At 64.2% G+C, this 17,122-nt stretch carries 13 protein-coding genes; 5 read left to right on the forward strand and 8 right to left on the reverse strand.

Annotated features, from left to right (window positions below; genetic code table 11):
- Positions 1–5: 5 nt before the first annotated feature.
- Complete coding sequence (locus RAZWK3B_RS03335; protein WP_007812186.1) at positions 6–2,630, forward strand: TIGR02302 family protein; 2,625 nt, start codon at positions 6–8, stop codon at positions 2,628–2,630.
- A 54-nt stretch (positions 2,631–2,684) separates the two neighbouring features.
- On the opposite strand, the gene RAZWK3B_RS03340 is transcribed toward RAZWK3B_RS03335, so the two are convergent.
- A complete protein-coding gene (locus RAZWK3B_RS03340; RefSeq protein WP_007812188.1) occupies positions 2,685–3,524 on the reverse strand; it encodes a zinc-ribbon domain-containing protein in 840 nt (279 codons plus the stop codon).
- A gap of 162 nt (positions 3,525–3,686) precedes the next feature.
- On the opposite strand from RAZWK3B_RS03340, the gene RAZWK3B_RS03345 reads away from it, so the two are divergent.
- From RAZWK3B_RS03345 to RAZWK3B_RS03355, 3 genes are read left to right on the forward strand one after another with little or no spacing between them, the layout of a single operon-like run.
- Positions 3,687–4,364 (forward strand): cell division ATP-binding protein FtsE, encoded by a 678-nt coding sequence (locus RAZWK3B_RS03345; RefSeq protein WP_007812189.1) that lies wholly within the window; start codon positions 3,687–3,689, stop codon positions 4,362–4,364.
- A gap of 26 nt (positions 4,365–4,390) precedes the next feature.
- Positions 4,391–5,266: a cell division protein FtsX gene (locus RAZWK3B_RS03350; protein ID WP_037294832.1), complete on the forward strand. Its 876-nt coding sequence runs from the start codon at positions 4,391–4,393 to the stop codon at positions 5,264–5,266.
- On the forward strand, positions 5,263–6,012 hold the full coding sequence (locus RAZWK3B_RS03355; RefSeq protein WP_007812193.1) for a lysophospholipid acyltransferase family protein: 750 nt from the start codon (positions 5,263–5,265) through the stop codon (positions 6,010–6,012). The genes RAZWK3B_RS03350 and RAZWK3B_RS03355 overlap by 4 nt, the downstream gene beginning before the upstream one ends.
- Before the next feature lie 97 nt (positions 6,013–6,109).
- Here RAZWK3B_RS03355 and lpdA read toward each other — a convergent pair whose 3' ends face one another.
- From lpdA to mdh, 7 genes are all read right to left on the reverse strand, one after another.
- Entirely contained in the window at positions 6,110–7,498 is a 1,389-nt protein-coding gene (gene lpdA / locus RAZWK3B_RS03360) for a dihydrolipoyl dehydrogenase (RefSeq protein ID WP_007812194.1), read from the reverse strand.
- Positions 7,499–7,591: 93 nt separating this feature from the next.
- Positions 7,592–7,987: an MAPEG family protein gene (locus tag RAZWK3B_RS03365; RefSeq protein ID WP_007812196.1), complete on the reverse strand. Its 396-nt coding sequence runs from the start codon at positions 7,985–7,987 to the stop codon at positions 7,592–7,594.
- Positions 7,988–8,047: 60 nt separating this feature from the next.
- Positions 8,048–9,601 (reverse strand): 2-oxoglutarate dehydrogenase complex dihydrolipoyllysine-residue succinyltransferase, encoded by a 1,554-nt coding sequence (gene odhB, locus RAZWK3B_RS03370; protein WP_007812197.1) that lies wholly within the window; start codon positions 9,599–9,601, stop codon positions 8,048–8,050.
- A gap of 3 nt (positions 9,602–9,604) precedes the next feature.
- Complete coding sequence (locus tag RAZWK3B_RS03375; protein ID WP_007812199.1) at positions 9,605–12,565, reverse strand: 2-oxoglutarate dehydrogenase E1 component; 2,961 nt, start codon at positions 12,563–12,565, stop codon at positions 9,605–9,607.
- Between the two features lie 136 nt (positions 12,566–12,701).
- Entirely contained in the window at positions 12,702–13,586 is an 885-nt protein-coding gene (sucD, locus tag RAZWK3B_RS03380) for a succinate--CoA ligase subunit alpha (protein ID WP_007812200.1), read from the reverse strand.
- 61 nt (positions 13,587–13,647) lie between these two features.
- Positions 13,648–14,841, reverse strand: a complete 1,194-nt coding sequence (gene sucC, locus RAZWK3B_RS03385) for an ADP-forming succinate--CoA ligase subunit beta (RefSeq protein WP_007812203.1) — start codon at positions 14,839–14,841, stop codon at positions 13,648–13,650.
- Between the two features lie 307 nt (positions 14,842–15,148).
- Positions 15,149–16,111, reverse strand: a complete 963-nt coding sequence (gene mdh, locus RAZWK3B_RS03390; RefSeq protein ID WP_007812205.1) for a malate dehydrogenase — start codon at positions 16,109–16,111, stop codon at positions 15,149–15,151.
- 160 nt (positions 16,112–16,271) lie between these two features.
- Here mdh and RAZWK3B_RS03395 point away from each other — a divergent pair, with 160 nt between their 5' ends.
- Complete coding sequence (locus RAZWK3B_RS03395) at positions 16,272–17,027, forward strand: sulfite exporter TauE/SafE family protein (protein ID WP_007812208.1); 756 nt, start codon at positions 16,272–16,274, stop codon at positions 17,025–17,027.
- Positions 17,028–17,122: the final 95 nt, after the last annotated feature.

Below are 17,122 nucleotides of genomic sequence, written 5' to 3' on the forward strand. Positions count from 1 at the left end.
GGAGCATGCAGCGGCAAACCACCCCCCTGACACCTGTGTTGACCCGGTTGCGCCGGCCCCTGACCCTGACATGGGCGGGGTTGATCGCGGAGCGGCTGGTCAGGGCCTTCTGGCCCTTGTGGTCGTTGGTGGCGGCGGTGGCGGCGATGCTGCTGCTGGGGCTGCATGACCTGATGGCGCTGGAAGTGGTCTGGGGGATCATGGTCGCCGCATTGCTGGCGTTCGTGATCTTTGCGGTTCGGGGGCTGAGGGCGTTTCGCTGGCCAAGCCGCGAGGATGCGTTGGCGCGGATCGATGCGAGCATGCCGGGTCATCCTCTGGCGGCGCTGGCGGATGCGCAGGCGGTGGGCAGCGGTGATGCGGGATCCGAAGCGCTGTGGCGCGCGCATCAGGCGCGCATGGCCGAACGGGCCGCCGAGGCACGCGCGGTCGAGCCGGATCTGAGGCTGTCGGAGCGCGATCCTTTCGGGTTGCGCTATATCGCCTTGCTGGGGCTGGTTGTGGCGCTGCTGTTCGGGTCGGTCTGGCGCGTGGGCAGCGTTGCGGGCATGGGGCCGGGCGGAGGTGCTGCACTGGCCAATGGACCGGCTTGGGAAGGCTGGATCGAGCCACCGGCCCATACCGGGCTGCCGAGCCTGTATCTCAATGACCAGACCGGAGAGATCGAAGTGCCCGAGGGGAGCCGCGTGACCGTGCGGCTTTATGGCGAGGTGGGCGCGTTGAGCGTGGCCGAGACCGTGTCGGGGCGGACAGAGGATGTGGGCGCGGCGACGGACCCCGAGCAGGGGTTCGACATCACGCAGGATGGCACGCTGATGATCGACGGTCCTGGCGGCAAAAGCTGGACCGTCATGGCGCTGCCGGATCAGGGGCCGAGCGTGCAGATCATGCAGACCGGCGCCGAGACCACCTTTGACGGGCAGATGAGCCAGCCGTTCCGCGCGAAGGACGATTACGGCGTGGTCGAGGGACGGGCCGTGTTCCGGCTGGACATGGCCGAGCTTGATCGCCGCCACGGGTTGCAGGCCGATCCCGATCCGCGCGATCCGATCGAGCTGGACCTGCCGATGCCGATTACTGGTGACAGGATCGATTTCACCGAGACGCTGATCGAGAACCTGTCGCAGCACCCTTGGGCGCATCTGCCGGTGACGCTCGAGCTTGAGGTGCGCGATGCCGATGGTCAGGCGGGGCTGAGCGCACCCGAGCAGATGCGGCTTCCGGCGCGGCGGTTTTTCGATCCGATGGCGGCTGCGGTGATCGAGCAGCGCCGGGATCTGCTCTGGTCGATGGAGAATGGCAAGCGGGTGACGCAGGTGCTGCGCGCCGTGTCGCACCGGCCCGAGGATGGGCTGTTCCGGTCGGAAACCGCCTATCTGAAGCTGCGGGTGATCCTGCGCCGGCTGGAGACGCTGGTGCGGCATGACAGTCTGGACAAGGCGGCACAGGACGAGATCGCGCAGGCGCTGTGGGATCTGGCGATCCTGCTGGAAGAGGGCGATATCGGCGACGCGCTGGAGCGGATGCGCGCGGCACAGGAACGCCTAAGCGAGGCGATGCGCAACGGCGCGACCGAAGAAGAGATTGCGCGATTGATGCAGGAATTGCGCGAGGCGACGAATGATTACCTGCGCCAGAAGATGCAGCAGGCGCAGCGCGAGAACCAGCAGCAGAACGGCGACACTCCTCCGATGTCGGATGATGCGATGCAGATGACCCAACAGGATCTGCAGGACATGATGGATCGCATCCAGGAATTGATGGAACAGGGCCGCATGGCCGAGGCGCAGGAGGCGCTGAGACAATTCCAGGAGATGATGGAGAACATGCAGGTCACCCAAGGTCAGGGCGGCCAGCAGGGCCAGAGCCCGGGCCAGCAGGCGATGGAAGGTCTGGCCGAGACGCTGCGCAATCAGCAGGGCCTGTCGGATGACGCGTTCCGCGATTTGCAGGAACAGTTCAACCCCGGTGCGCAAAGCGGCCAGAGCCAGGGCAACGAGGGCCGCAATGGTGGTCAGGGCCAGGGCCAGAGCCACGATCAGCAGGGCCAGCAGGGTCAGGGCCAGGGCGGTCAGCCGGGACAGCCCGGAGAGGGCGGACAGGAGCCGGGCAACCAGCAGGCCGAGACTGGCGGGCCGGGTAATCTGGCTGGGCGGCAGGAAGCGTTGCGCCGAGAGCTTGAGCGGCAGCGCGGCAACCTGCCCGGTGCGGGAACCGAAGGCGGTGACGCCGCCCGCGAGTCGCTCGAACGGGCCGACCGGGCCATGGAGGGTGCCGAGCAGGCGTTGCGCGGCAATGACCTGCCCGAGGCGCTGGACCGGCAATCGGAGGCGATGGAAGCATTGCGTGAAGGGATGCGCAATCTGGGCGAGGCGATGGCCGAGAACAGCCAGCACCAACAGGGCGGACAGGGTCAGGCCCGAGGCGAGGCCGGTGCGCAGGAGTCGGACCCGCTTGGCCGTCAGGCAGGCCAGGGCGGTCAGGTGGGCACGCAGGATTCGCTACTGCAGGGCGAGGACGTGTATCGGCGCGCGCGGGAATTGCTTGATGAAATCCGCCGCCGGTCAGGCGAGGGCGAACGCCCGGATGTCGAGCTTGATTATCTCAAGCGGCTGCTGGATCGGTTCTGACGCGCAAGGTCGGCGCTGTGCGCGACCCATGCCGGTGCAGCGATGTGCCGCCCTCTATCCCAGAAGCGATGCGACGGTTGACTGCAGCAGGGCGCGCAGGCTGTTGACCATCTCAACATAGGCGGCCATCGGCCCTTCGAGTGCGGAAGACAGGCCCGCCACCTGTGGCGCGAAGACATAGAGCAGCGTCAGAATGGCGAAAAGCACGATTGACCAGACAAAACCACGCCGGAAACCACCGCCCGCCGGAGGCGCGGCCATGGCATCGTCGTCGCGGCTGGCGGAGACGTCACGCCGCGGGGCTGCGTCGAGCGAGGAATTGATTTCTTCGATATCGGGCAGAAGATTGCGGCGCGACTCGGGGTCGATGTCTTGGTTTGTCGCAGGTTCGTCGCTGTCGACCGGAAGGCCGCGCAGGCGCGCGATGCGTGCGCGGGCGTTCTGGGCGAGGGCGTCGGGTGCTTCGTCCAGACCGAGATCGGGCTGGGTTTCAAGGCCGGGGCCGGCTTCGGCGGCGCGGGCCTGTTCCTCGCGGGTGGCTTCCTCGCGCAGAAGATCGCGGATCGAGGGATCAAGCTCGCGGCGCGGGGGGGAGGTTTCGTCTTCTTCCGCGTGCTCGTCAGGATCTTCGTATTGATCTTCAGGGGTTGGGTCGGGCTGAGGTTCTGGCTGGGGCTCAGGCTCAACGTCATAGTCGGCATAGCCGTCGTCGTCATCGGCAGACTGAGGCTCGGCCGCTGTTTCGGGCTGCGCGTCATCCTGCGGCATATGGTCGGGATGGAATTGAAACCAAGTGTCGCCGCAGTTCGAGCACTGGACGTCACGGCCCGTTTCCGGGATCACCTCGTCGGGGACTTCGTATTGTGCCCCGCAATTCGGGCAAGTCAGCCTCATGTCGACACCTGTCGCCTGCCAGAAGTTTCAAGCCTGTTTGCTTTTTCAAAAGCATAAGCGGTAAATGGCGCATACGAAAGACCTAAGCATTTCGTGCGCGTAAACATTGCACAAGTGTGGCCTGTAAGGCATTTAGAAGCGCGCGGCATAGAGGGGGCTTCCTTGATCGAGCTGGAGAACGTGGCCTATAGCTATGGCGGCGGCGAATTGCTGAGTGATATCTCGCTTGAGCTGCAACCGGGATCGTTCCATTTCCTGACCGGACCCTCCGGTGCGGGCAAGACGACGTTTCTCAAGTTGTGCTATGGCGCCTTGACGCCCACATCCGGCACCGTGCGCCTGTTCGGGGCTGACCGGCGCGGGATGGAGCGCGACGATATCGCCATGGCGCGGCGGCGCATCGGCGTGGTGCATCAGGATTGCCAGTTTCTGGATCATATGAGCGTGGCCGAGAATATCGCGCTGCCGCTGATGGTGTCGGGTCGGGATCTTTTGGGAGAGGCGGCCAATCTCAAGGAGTTGACCGGCTGGGTCGGTCTGAAGGAGAGGGCCAATGCGCTGCCGCCGGAATTGTCGGGCGGTGAGCGGCAGCGTGCGGCGCTGGCGCGGGCGGTCATCATGTCACCCGATGTGGTGCTGGCCGATGAGCCGACGGGGAATGTCGACTGGGAGATGTCGCAGCGGTTGTTGCGTTTGCTGATCGAGTTGAACCGGATGGGCAAGACGATCATGATCGCGACCCATGATCTGGCGCTGATCCGCGCGGCCAAGGCGCATGTGCAGGCGCGCGTGCTGAGGATCGCCAACCGGCGGCTGCAACTGGCGGGGGCGGATCTGTGAAGCTTGATCCTGGACGTCTGACGGAGATGCTGGCGGGGGATGCGCAGGCCGATCGCGTGGTGCCGCCGACCGGGTTCACCGCGTCGCTGACGCTTTTCGCGGCGGGGGCGATGGCGTTTCTGGCGGTGTTCGCGCTGGCGTTGTCGCTGGCGACGGCGCGTCTGGCGGATCGCTGGGGGGACGAATTGGCGCGTAGCTCGACCATCCGCATCTCTGCGCCCGAGGGCCAGCTTGCCAGCCAGACGCAGGCGGCCCTGAGGGTGTTGGAGACGACGACCGGGGTGGCGAGCGCCCGGGCCTTGACGCCCGAGGAGCAGAGCGCGCTGCTCGAGCCGTGGTTCGGCCCGAATCTGCCGGTGGATGCGCTGCCCATTCCGCAACTGATCGAGGTGATCGAGGATGCCGAAGGCTTCGATGCGCAGGGTTTGCGCCTGCGGCTGTCAGCCGAGGTGCCGGGCGCGGTGCTGGACGATCACACCCGCTGGCGCGAGCCCTTGGTCAATGCGGCCAACCGGCTGCGGATGCTGGGTGTGGTGTCGTTGCTGCTGATCGGGGCGACGATGGCGGCGATGATCACGCTGGCGGCCAATGCGGCGCTGGCGGCCAATGCGCAGGTGATCGGGGTTCTGCGGCTGGTGGGAGCGCAGGATGGCTATATCGTCCGGGCCTTCGTGCGGCGGTTCACCTTGCGGGCGCTGATCGGTGCCGCTGGCGGGATGGCTTTGGGATGTCTGGCGATCCTGGCGCTGCCCGCAGCACAGGATGAGGGCGGGTTTCTGACCGGGCTTGGCTTTCGCGGGTGGCATTGGGTCTGGCCGCTGGCCGTGCCGGTTCTGGCGGCGGCGGTTGCGTTCTGGGCGACGAAAACGGCGGCCCGCAAGACCCTGAGGAGCCTGCCATGAGCGCAGCTGTACAATGGCTCCGGTCGCTGGTCTTCGTGGGGCAGATTTATCTGATGATGGCGGTCATGGGGATCGTGTTCCTGCCTTGGGCGCTGGTCAGCAGACACGGCGCGCTTGCGGCCTGTCACATGTGGTGCCGGTGGGTGCGCTGGACGGCGCGCTGGATGGTGGGGTTGCGCACCGAAGTGCGCGGCACGCCGCCCACCGACGACGTGGTGATCGCCGCCAAACATCAGTCCTTTCTGGACATCATCCTGATTTTCGGGGCGGTGCCTGCCGGCAAGTTCATCATGAAACGCGAATTGATGTGGGCGCCGGTGATCGGGCAATACGGGCTGAAGATCGGCTGCGTTCCGGTTGACAGGGGCAAGCGCAGTCAGGCGATCAAGCAGATGGTCGCGGATGTGGCGCGCGGCCGGCAGGATCCCGGGCAGCTGATCATCTATCCGCAGGGCACACGCATCGCGCCGGGCGTGAAGGCGCCTTACAAGGTCGGGACCGGCGTGCTTTATGAAGAGCTGGGACAGGATTGCGTGCCGGTGGCGACCAATGTGGGCGTCTTCTGGCCGCGCAAGGGGATCCTGCGCAAGCCGGGGCTTGCGGTGGTGGAATTCCTGCCACGCATCGAGGCCGGGATGGCGCGCACGGATTTCATGGCGCAACTCGAACAGGAGGTCGAGACCGCGTCGGACCGGCTGATGCGGGAAGCGGGCTTCGATCCCGACAAGGTTCAGGGCGACCGGTAAGCGCCGGGTGGGGCGTATCGCTCACGCGACAGACATGAAAAAGGCGGCATCCCGGGATCGGGGGCCGCCTTTTTCCGTGTGTCCGATAATGGCCGTGTCAGGCGTGAATGGCCCCGTCGCCGCAGGCAAGCGCGGCTTCGCGCACCGCTTCGGAATAGGTGGGATGCGCGTGACAGGTCAGCGCCAGATCCTCGGCGGAGGCGCCGAATTCCATCGCGACGCAAATCTCGTGGATCAGATCGCCGGCCATGGGGCCGATGATATGGGCGCCCAGGATCCGATCTGTTTCCTTGTCGGCGAGGATCTTGACGAAGCCGTCACCGGCGAAATTCGCCTTGGCGCGCCCGTTGCCCATGAACGAGAACTTGCCCACCTTGTAGGCGCGACCCGCCTCTTTGAGCTGTTCCTCGGTCTGGCCGACGGACGCCACTTCGGGGTGCGTATAGATCACGCCGGGAATGACGCCGTAATTCACATGGCCATGCTTGCCGGCGATCACCTCGGCGGCGGCCATGCCCTCATCCTCGGCCTTGTGGGCGAGCATCGGGCCGGCGATGGCATCGCCGATGGCATAGATCCCCTCGACATTGGTGCGCCAGTGATCGTCGGTTTCGATCTGACCACGCGCGGACATCTTCACGCCGAGCGCCTCGAGGCCGAGACCGTCGGTGAAGGGTTTGCGCCCGGTGGCGACCAGAACCACATCGGCGTCGATCGTATGGTCGCTGTCGTCCTTGCGCAGCTTGTAGGCGACCTTGGCCTTGGTCTTGAGGGTTTCAACCGATTGCACGGCAGCGCCCATGATGAAATCGAGCCCCTGTTTCTTGAGCAGGCGCTGAAACTGTTTCTGCACCTCGCCATCCATGCCGGGGGTGATCTGATCGAGATATTCCACCACGGTGATTTCGGACCCGAGCCGGGCGTAGACCGAGCCCAGTTCAAGCCCGATCACCCCGGCGCCGATCACGACCATTTTCTTGGGGATCTTCGGCAAGTCCAGCGCGCCGGTGGAGGTGACGACGATCTTTTCATCCACGTCGACGCCGGGCAGGGAGGCGGATTGCGACCCGGTGGCGATGATGATGTTGCGGGCCTCATGCACCTCGTCGCCGACCTGCACCTTGCCTTTTTCCGGGATCGAGCCCCAGCCCTTGAGCCAGTCGATCTTGTTCTTCTTGAACAGGAATTCGATCCCCTTGGTGTTCTGGCCGATCACGTCGTCCTTGTAGGCGAGCATCTGTTTCCAGTCGACCGAGGGGCTGGCGCCCTTGAGGCCCATCTTGGCGAAATTATGCTCGGCCTCATGCAGCTGATGGGAGGCGTGCAGCAGCGCCTTGGACGGGATGCAGCCCACATTGAGACAGGTGCCGCCAAGCGTGGCGCGTCCTTCGACGCAGGCGGTTTTCAGGCCAAGCTGGGCGCAGCGGATGGCGGCGACATAGCCGCCGGGGCCGGAGCCAATGACGATCACGTCATAGTTTGCCATGGGTCGGTGTCCTTTCATTGAAGGGGGAAAGGGGGCTCTGCCCCCGCCGCCCTGCGGGCGACTCCCCCGGGATATTTGAAGCCAGAAGAAACATCAGGCGAGGGCGGCCAGCAGCATCAGCACGGTGGCCACGAACCCCACAGCCCAGATCAGCGACCGGCCGGGGCGCCAGCCGAAGGCATAGGCCGGGATGTAGAGACCGCGCGCGCCGAGATAGGTGAAGGCGCAGGCGGCGGTGAAGGGGCTGGATTGGCCCGAGAGGGTGATGACCGTGCAGGCGATGCCGAAGAGGATCAGCCCTTCGAAATGGTTGTCGAGAGCCCGTTGCAGGCGCGCGGCGCGCTCGGAGAGTTGTTTCGAGGGGGCGCGGTCGCGCGCGGACATGGTGTAGCCGGTGCCCAGTTGCAGGTTCGCGGGCACGGCGAAGAGGCCGTATTGGACGACCTGTAGCAGGGCTGCGAGGGTGAGGGCGGTCAACTCGGGGGTCATCAATGGCGGTCCCGCGTGTGTCAGGAGGGGGGCTGCCGGGCCGTTGGCCCGGCGGCGGCGTTACAGGTCCATCAGCAGGCGGCGCGGGTCTTCGAGCGCGTCCTTGACGCGGACGAGGAAGGTGACCGCGCCCTTGCCGTCGACGATGCGGTGATCGTAGCTGAGGGCCAGATACATCATCGGGCGGGCCACGATCTGACCGTTGACGACCATTGGACGGTCCTGGATCTTGTGCATGCCGAGGATGCCCGATTGCGGCGGATTGAGGATCGGCGAGGACATCAGGGAGCCGTAGACGCCGCCATTGGAGATGGTAAAGGTGCCGCCTTGCATTTCAGCCATGCTGAGCTTGCCGTCGCGGGCGCGGGCGCCTTTTTCGGCGATGGCTTTCTCGATCTCGGCGAAGGACATGGAATCGGCGTCGCGGATCACCGGGACCACGAGACCCTGAGGCGTGCCGGCGGCGATGCCCATATGAACGAAGTTCTTGTAGACGATGTCGGTGCCGTCGATTTCGGCGTTCACCTCGGGGACTTCGCGAAGGGCGTGGCAGCAGGCCTTGGTGAAGAAGGACATGAAGCCCAGTTTGACGCCATGCTTCTTGTAGAAGTCGTCCTTGTAGGCGTTGCGCAGGGCCATCACCTCGGTCATGTCCACCTCGTTATAGGTGGTCAGGATCGCGGCGTTGTTCTGGGCGTCCTTGAGGCGGCGCGCGATGGTCTGGCGCAGGCGAGTCATGCGGACCCGTTCCTCGCGGGCGGCATCATCGGCACTGACCGGGCCGCGCGGCGGCTGCACGGGGGCCGCGGGCGCGCTGGAGGCTGCGGGTGCGGCGGACGCGGCCGCAACGGCCTTGGAGACGTCTTCTTTCATGATACGGCCATCCTTGCCTGTGCCCTGAACCTGATCGCGGGAAAGGCCGGCTTCGGCCATGGCTTTCTTGGCTGACGGCGCGTCTTCGACATCGCCGCCACCGGAGGAGGCGTGCGCCGGTTCGGTCTGCGCGCCGCCGGGTTCGGGACGCAGGCCCGGTTCGATGGTGCCATCGGCCGATCCCGAGAGGACCGCCAGCTTGCCGCCGGCCTGCACGGTGTCGCCTTCGCCGGCGAGGATTTCGCACAGGGTGCCTGCCGCGGGCGCGGGGACTTCGACCGAGACCTTGTCGGTCTCGAGCTCGCACAGGGTTTCGTCCTGCGCCACGCTGTCGCCGACCTTCTTGAACCATGTGGACACGGTCGCTTCGGTCACGGATTCGCCCAAGGTGGGGACCATGACATCGGTATTGCCCTTTGATCCGTTGCCTTCGGGCGCGTCGCTCTTGGCGGCGGCGCTGTCGTGGGTTTTGGCGGGCGCGCTGTCGCCGGAGCCTGCGGCCTGGCCTTCGGAGATGGTGGCGAGGAGCGCATCGACGCCCACGGTTTCGCCTTCGCCGGCGACGATCTCGCCCAGGGTGCCGGCGGCGGGCGCGGGCACTTCGACGGTGACCTTGTCGGTTTCCAGCTCACACAGCATTTCGTCGGCGGCGACCGGATCACCGGGTTTCTTGAACCAGGTGGCGACCGTGGCTTCGGTGACGGATTCTCCGAGCGTGGGGACGCGAACTTCTGTCGACATGCGTTATTTTCCTTCGATGGTCAGCGCGGCATCGACCAGCGCCTCTTTTTGTGCCTTGTGCTGGGATGCCAGGCCCGTGGCGGGCGAGGCGGCGGCGGCGCGGCCTGCATAGGTGGGGCGGGCATGCTTGGCATTGATCCGGCCAAGCACCCATTCGATATTGGGTTCGATGAAGAACCACGCGCCCTGGTTCTTGGGTTCTTCCTGACACCAGACCATTTCGGCCTGTTTGAAGCGTTCCAGCTCCTTGACCATGGACATGGCCGGGAACGGATAGAACTGTTCGATGCGCAGCAGGTAGACATCGTCAATCCCACGGCGGTCGCGTTCTTCGAGCAAGTCGTAATAGACCTTGCCCGAGCACATCACCACGCGCTTGATCTGATTGTCGGGTTTCAGCTGCGTGTCGGAATTGCCGTATTGCGCATCGTCCCACAAAACGCGGTGGAAGCTGGAGCCGGTGGTGAATTCCTCGGTCCGGGAGACCGCCATCTTGTGACGCAGCAGGGATTTGGGCGTCATCAGGATCAGCGGCTTGCGATAGGTGCGGTGCAGCTGCCGACGCAGGATGTGGAAATAGTTGGCCGGTGTGGTGCAGTTGGCCACGATCCAGTTGTCGCCGCCGCACATGGTGAGGAAACGCTCGAGACGCGCGGAGGAATGTTCCGGCCCCTGCCCTTCGTAGCCATGCGGCAGCAGGCAGACGAGGCCCGACATCCGCAGCCACTTGGATTCACCCGAGCTGATGAACTGGTCGAACATGATCTGCGCGCCGTTGGCGAAATCGCCGAACTGGGCCTCCCACAGGGTGAGGGCGTTGGGTTCGGCCAGCGAATAGCCGTATTCGAAGCCCAGAACCGCATATTCCGAGAGCATCGAGTCGATCACCTCGTAGCGGGCCTGCCCCTCGCGGATGTGGTTCAGCGGGTAGTAGCGTTCTTCGGTGTTCTGATCGATGAAGGCCGAATGACGCTGGCTGAAGGTGCCGCGCGTGCTGTCCTGACCGGACAGGCGCACCGGGTAGCCTTCGAGCTGTAGCGAGCCGAAGGCCAGAGCTTCGGCGGTGGCCCAGTCATAGCCTTGGCCGGTTTCGAACATCTGCTTCTTGGTCTCCAGCAGGCGGCTGACCGTCTTGTGGAGCGGGAAGCCATCGGGTGCGGTGGTCAGGGCGCGGCCGATCTCGTCCAGGGTTTCCGGTGCGATGGAGGTTTCGCCGCGTTGGTAATCGTCGTCCTTGCGGTCGAGATGGGACCATTTGCCATCCAGCCAGTCGGCCTTGTTGGGGCGGTATTCCTTGCCGGCTTCGAATTCGTCGGCGAGGAAGGACTGGAACGCGGCTTTCATGTCCTCGATCTCGCCTTCGGGGATCAGGCCATCGGCCACGAGCCGTTCGGTATACAGGCTGAGCGTGGTCTTTTGCTTCTTGATCTTGTTGTACATCACCGGGTTCGTGAACATGGGCTCATCGCCCTCGTTATGGCCGAACCGGCGGTAGCAGATGATGTCGATCACCACGTCCTTCTGGAACTTCTGGCGGAATTCGGTGGCGACCTTGGCGGCATGCACCACGGCTTCGGGATCGTCGCCGTTGACGTGGAAAATGGGCGCCTCGACCATCAGGGCGATATCGGTGGGATAGGGCGAAGAGCGCGAGAAGTGCGGTGCGGTGGTAAAGCCGATCTGGTTGTTCACCACGATATGCATGGTGCCGCCGGTCTTGTGGCCTTTGAGGCCCGAGAGGCCGAAACATTCGGCCACGACGCCTTGCCCCGCGAAGGCCGCATCGCCATGCAGGAGAACGGGCAGGACGCTGGTGCGTTCGCTGTCGTTGAGTTGATCCTGCTTGGCGCGGACCTTGCCGAGCACCACGGGGTTCACCGCCTCGAGATGCGAGGGGTTCGCCGTGAGCGACAGGTGGACCGTGTTGCCGTCGAATTCGCGGTCCGAGGAGGCGCCGAGATGGTATTTCACGTCGCCCGATCCGTCCACCTCCTCGGGTTTGAAGCTGCCGCCCTGAAACTCGTTGAAGATGGCGCGATAGGGCTTGCCCATGACGTTGGCCAGCACCGACAGGCGCCCGCGATGGGGCATGCCGATGACGATGTCCTTCACGCCGAGGCTGCCGCCGCGCTTGATGATCTGCTCCATAGCGGGGATCAGGCTTTCGCCGCCATCAAGGCCGAAGCGCTTGGTGCCCATGTATTTGACGTGGAGGTATTTCTCGAATCCCTCGGCTTCGACCAGCTTGTTGAGGATCGCCTTGCGGCCTTCGCGGGTGAAGGTGATTTCCTTGTCGTAACCTTCGATCCGTTCCTTGAGCCATGCGGATTGTTCGGGATCGGAGATATGCATGTATTGCAGCGCGAAGGTGCCGCAATAGGTGCGCTTGACGATATCGAGGATCTCGCGGATCGAGGCCACCTGCAGGCCCAGAACGTTGTCGATGAAGATCGGGCGGTCCATGTCGGCGTCGGTGAAGCCGTAGGATTTCGGGTCAAGCTCGGGGCGGTAGCCGTGATCGCGCAGGCCAAGCGGATCGAGCTGGGCGATCAGGTGGCCACGGATGCGGTAGGCGCGGATCAGCATGAGCGCGCGAACGGAATCGAGAACGGCGCGCTTGACCGCGTCATCCGATACCTTGACGCCCTTTTCGGAGGCTTTCTTCTTGATCTTGTCGGCGGCTGTGGCGGTTTCGATTTCGGCGGGCCATTCGCCGGTCAGCGCGCTGGTCAGATCGTCATTCGGCGTCGGCGGCCAGTCGCTGCGCGCCCATGACGGGCCGGTGGCCTGCTGGCGGACATCGGCATCGCCATCGCCAAGCTGGCGGAAAAATTCCTGCCAGGCAGCGTCCACGGCGTTGGGATCGCTGGCATAGCGCGCATAGAGCTGTTCGAGATATGCGGCGTTGTGCCCCTGCATGAAGCTGGAGGCGTGGAATTGGTCGTTCGAGCTTTGATCCGTCATGGCGCGTCCTTTTCAGACCGATCTGGTGAAGCAACAGGAGAGGAACCTGGGGGGATGGTGGTTGGTGGTCAGGTGCCTGTCGCGGTGCTTCGGTGGCGGGGTGGGATGCGCGGGGGCCGCGCATCCCGGTGACTGGTCAGCCCTTGATCGCGGTCAGAACGGCCTCGCCCAGGCTGGCGGGGCTTTCGGCGACGGTGATCCCGGCGGATTTCATCGCCTCGATCTTGTCGTCGGCGCCGCCCTTGCCGCCCGCCACGATGGCGCCGGCATGGCCCATGCGACGGCCCGGAGGGGCGGTGCGGCCCGCGATGAAGCCGGCGGTGGGCTTCCAGCGGCCTTTCTTGCGCTCGGAGGCGAGGAAGGCGGCGGCGTCTTCTTCGGCGGAGCCGCCGATTTCACCGATCATGATGATCGCCTCGGTCTCGTCATCGGCGAGGAACCATTCCAGCACGTCGATATGTTCGGTTCCCTTGATGGGGTCACCGCCGATGCCGACGCAGGTGGACTGACCCAGACCCACATCGGTGGTCTGCTTGACCGCCTCGTAGGTGAGGGTGCCCGAGCGAGACACGACGCCGACCTTGCCACGCTTGTGGATATGGCCGGGCATGATGCCGATCTTGCAGGCGTCAGGCGTGATGACGCCGGGGCAGTTCGGGCCGATCAGCCGCGATTTCGAGGTCTCGAGCGCGCGCTTGACGCGCATCATGTCGAGCACGGGGATGCCTTCGGTGATGCAGACGATCACCTCCATTTCGGCGTCGATCGCCTCGAGGATGGAATCGGCGGCGAAGGGGGGCGGGACGTAGATCACCGAGGCGTTGGCGTCGGTGGCGTGTTTCGCCTCGTGGACCGAGTTGAACACGGGCAGGTCGAGATGGGTCTGACCGCCCTTGCCGGGGGTGACGCCGCCGACCATCTTGGTGCCATAGGCGATGGCCTGTTCGGTGTGGAATGTGCCCTGCGAGCCGGTGAGGCCCTGACAGATCACCTTGGTATTTTCGTCGATGAGGACTGCCATCTTGGCATTCTCCTTAAAATGTTCGCTGTGGCGGCACGCAGCGGGCTGCGGGCCGGGCAGGTCAGCCCTTGACCGCTTTGACGATCTTTTCGGCGCCGTCCTTGAGGTTGTCGGCGGCGATCACGTCGAGGCCGGAGTTCGAGATGATCTCTTTCCCCTTTTCGACGTTGGTGCCTTCCAGACGGACGACCAGCGGCACCTTGAGGCCCACTTCCTTGACCGCGGCGATCACGCCTTCGGCGATCACGTCGCAACGCATGATCCCGCCGAAGATGTTGACCAGAATGCCTTTGACCTGCGGGTCCGAGGTGATGATCTTGAACGCCTCGGTCACCTTTTCCTTGGTCGCACCGCCGCCCACATCGAGGAAGTTGGCAGGCTCGGCGCCATAGAGCTTGATGATGTCCATGGTGGCCATCGCGAGGCCCGCGCCGTTGACCATGCAGCCGATCTCGCCATCGAGGGCGATGTAGTTCAGATCGTATTTGGAGGCTTCGAGTTCCTTGGGGTCTTCTTCGGTGGTGTCACGCAGTTCGGCGATATCGGCGTGGCGGTAGACCGCGTTGGAATCGAACCCCATCTTGGCGTCGAGACATTTGAGATCGCCCTTGTCGGTGATGATGAGGGGGTTGATCTCGAGCATCTCCATGTCCTTGTCGAGGAACAGTTGGTAGAGGATGCCCATCAGCTTGACGCATTGTTTGACCTGCGCGCCTTCGAGGCCCAGCATGAAGGCGATCCGGCGGCCATGGAACGGCTGGTAGCCGGTGGCGGGATCGACCGAGAAGCTGAGGATCTTTTCAGGGGTCTTTTCGGCGACTTCCTCGATATCCATGCCGCCTTCGGTGGAGGCGGCGAAGGAAATCCGCGAGGTGACGCGGTCCACCAGCAGGGCCAGGTAGAATTCCTTTTCGATGTCCGAGCCGTCTTCGATGTAGATGCGGTTGACCTGCTTGCCGGCGGGGCCGGTCTGCTTGGTGACGAGGGTGCGGCCCAGCATGCGCTTGGCTTCCTCGGCGGCTTCTTCGACGGATCGGGCGAGGCGGACACCGCCGGCTTCGCCTGCGCCCGGCTCCTTGAAGGTGCCCTTGCCGCGGCCGCCGGCGTGGATCTGCGCCTTGACCACCCACAGGGGGCCGTCCATTTCGCCCGCGGCGGTCTTGGCCTCTTCGGCGCGCAGGACGACGCGGCCATCCGATACCGGGGCGCCGTAGGAGCGAAGCAGAGCCTTCGCCTGATACTCATGGATATTCATGAAACTGTCCCGTATTGCTGTTATCGGAACGGATATACCCATAGCCTTGATAGTGAATTAAACCGTTTTTTGTTTGCAGGCAGGGTTTTCGAGCGTTTTTTCGCGTTTTGTGATCACAGCAATAAATCGTGTGATCACAAAAATTCGGGCGCAAGCTGCGCGCGACTCGGTTAACGGACGCGACAAGCCGCTTCGACCTTGTCACGCGGTCTGCGAGGGCAGATGATTTTCCCGGTTCCGAAACGGAAAGGGCCGGGCACCTGATGGCACCCGGCCCCGATACTTGGGCGATGATCGGATCAGTCGATCAGGCGAGCGACGGGTCGATGCCCTTGCACGCTTCGACGAGGCCCTTGACGGCCTTGACCGAGCTGTCGAACATCGCCTGCTCTTCCTTGTTGAGTTTGATTTCGACGATGCGCTCGATACCACCGGCGCCGATCACCGTGGGCACGCCCACATAGAAGCCGTTCAGGCCATAGGCGCCATCGACATGGGCGGCACAGGGCAGAACGCGTTTCTGGTCCTTGAGATAGGCTTCGGCCATTTCGATCGCCGAGGTGGCGGGCGCATAGAAGGCGGAGCCGGTCTTGAGCAGGCCGACGATCTCGGCGCCGCCGTCGCGGGTGCGCTGAACGATCGCGTCAAGCTTGTCCTGCGTGGTCCAGCCCATTTCGATCAGGTCGGGCAGAGGCACGCCGGCGACGGTGGAATAGCGCGTCAGCGGCACCATCGTGTCGCCATGACCGCCCAGAACGAAGGCGGTGACATCCTTCATCGAGACGTCGAATTCGAGGCTGAGGAAGTGGCGGAACCGCGCGCTGTCCAGCACGCCGGCCATGCCGCAGACTTTCTCGTGGGGCAGGCCCGAGAATTCGCGCAGCGCCCAGACCATCGCATCGAGCGGGTTGGTGATGCAGATCACGAAGGCGTCGGGGGCGTTGTCGCGGATGCCTTCGCCGACGGATTTCATGACCTTGAGGTTGATGCCCAGAAGGTCGTCACGGCTCATGCCGGGCTTGCGCGGCACGCCTGCGGTCACGATGCAGACATCGGCGCCTGCGATGTCGGCATAGCTTTGGGTGCCCTTCATGCGCGCGTCGAACCCTTCGGAGGGGCCGGATTCCGCGATGTCGAGCGCCTTGCCTTCGGGGGTGCCTTCGGCGATATCGAACAGGACGACATCGCCCAGTTCCTTCAGCGCGGCGAGGTGAGCGAGGGTGCCGCCGATCTGTCCTGCGCCGATGAGGGCAATCTTGGGTCTGGCCATTGGAAGTATCTCCGGTCGGTTGGAATTTTCGCGCTTGGGGTAGTCCCAAATCGTCGGCTGCGCAAGGCTGCTGCTGTGTCGGTCTTTCGACAGATAAACTGGCCCCGAGGGGTGAGGCGCGCTAACAGGGTGTGGAAACAGGGGATTCAGGGCGCCGGACATGACCTTGCCGGATTGGGAAGTTTTCGCGGTTGCGGTGCCTGCGGTCCTGTTGGCGGGCATATCCAAAGGCGGGTTCGGATCGGGGGCGGCCTTTGCGGGGGCGTCGATTCTGGCGCTGGTGGTGCCTCCGGGACAGGCGCTTGGCATCATGCTGCCGCTGTTGATGCTGATCGATGTGTCGACGCTCAGGCCCTATTGGAAGCGCTGGAGCTGGGTCGATGCAAATCGGCTGCTTTGGGGTGGTGTGCCGGGTGTGGCGATTGGTGCGGCGCTTTATTCGGTGGCGGATGCCGATCTTTTCCGGCTGCTGATCGGGGGGATCTGCCTTGCCTTCATCGGCTGGCAGATGTCGTTGCGCGCGGGGCTTTTGCGCCCGTCACAAAGGCCGATGCCGGGATGGGCGGGGATCGTGGCCGGGGTGGTGGCCGGATTCACCAGTTTCGTGAGCCACGCCGGAGGGCCGCCCGCGGCGGTTTACCTGTTGTCGCGCCGCTTGGACAAGACGCAGTTTCAGGCGACCACGGTGCTGGTTTTCTGGGCTTACAATGTCGTGAAATTCGTACCCTATGCGTTTCTGGGTATTTTCACCGTCGAGACGCTGGTGTTCGACCTGATCCTTGCGCCGGTCGCGCTGTTTGGGGCGTGGTTGGGGGTGAGGGCGCACAGGGTGGTGCCCGAGGGGCTGTTTTTCGGCATCACATATGTTCTGCTGGCGGTGACGGGCAGCAAGCTGATCTGGGATGCGCTGACCTGAGGATGGCGGATTTTTCTGCAGTGCGGCGACAAAGGTCTTGAACTTTTACGACGAAAAATGTCATTCCGGCGCAAGATTATTTCTGCAATGACTCG

It is taken from the genome of Roseobacter sp. AzwK-3b (genome assembly GCF_000170875.1).
Classification (GTDB): Bacteria; Pseudomonadota; Alphaproteobacteria; order Rhodobacterales; family Rhodobacteraceae; genus Roseovarius; species Roseovarius litoreus.

Coding starts and splice junctions, on each gene's coding strand:
- RAZWK3B_RS03335 (WP_007812186.1), top strand. CDS start 6: ATGCAGCGGCAAACCACCCCCCTGACACCTGTGTTGACCCGGTTGCGC.
- RAZWK3B_RS03340 (WP_007812188.1), bottom strand. CDS start 3,524: ATGAGGCTGACTTGCCCGAATTGCGGGGCACAATACGAAGTCCCCGAC.
- RAZWK3B_RS03350 (WP_037294832.1), top strand. CDS start 4,391: ATGCTGGCGGGGGATGCGCAGGCCGATCGCGTGGTGCCGCCGACCGGG.
- RAZWK3B_RS03355 (WP_007812193.1), top strand. CDS start 5,263: ATGAGCGCAGCTGTACAATGGCTCCGGTCGCTGGTCTTCGTGGGGCAG.
- lpdA (WP_007812194.1), bottom strand. CDS start 7,498: ATGGCAAACTATGACGTGATCGTCATTGGCTCCGGCCCCGGCGGCTAT.
- RAZWK3B_RS03365 (WP_007812196.1), bottom strand. CDS start 7,987: ATGACCCCCGAGTTGACCGCCCTCACCCTCGCAGCCCTGCTACAGGTC.
- odhB (WP_007812197.1), bottom strand. CDS start 9,601: ATGTCGACAGAAGTTCGCGTCCCCACGCTCGGAGAATCCGTCACCGAA.
- RAZWK3B_RS03375 (WP_007812199.1), bottom strand. CDS start 12,565: ATGACGGATCAAAGCTCGAACGACCAATTCCACGCCTCCAGCTTCATG.
- sucD (WP_007812200.1), bottom strand. CDS start 13,586: ATGGCAGTCCTCATCGACGAAAATACCAAGGTGATCTGTCAGGGCCTC.
- sucC (WP_007812203.1), bottom strand. CDS start 14,841: ATGAATATCCATGAGTATCAGGCGAAGGCTCTGCTTCGCTCCTACGGC.
- mdh (WP_007812205.1), bottom strand. CDS start 16,111: ATGGCCAGACCCAAGATTGCCCTCATCGGCGCAGGACAGATCGGCGGC.
- RAZWK3B_RS03395 (WP_007812208.1), top strand. CDS start 16,272: ATGACCTTGCCGGATTGGGAAGTTTTCGCGGTTGCGGTGCCTGCGGTC.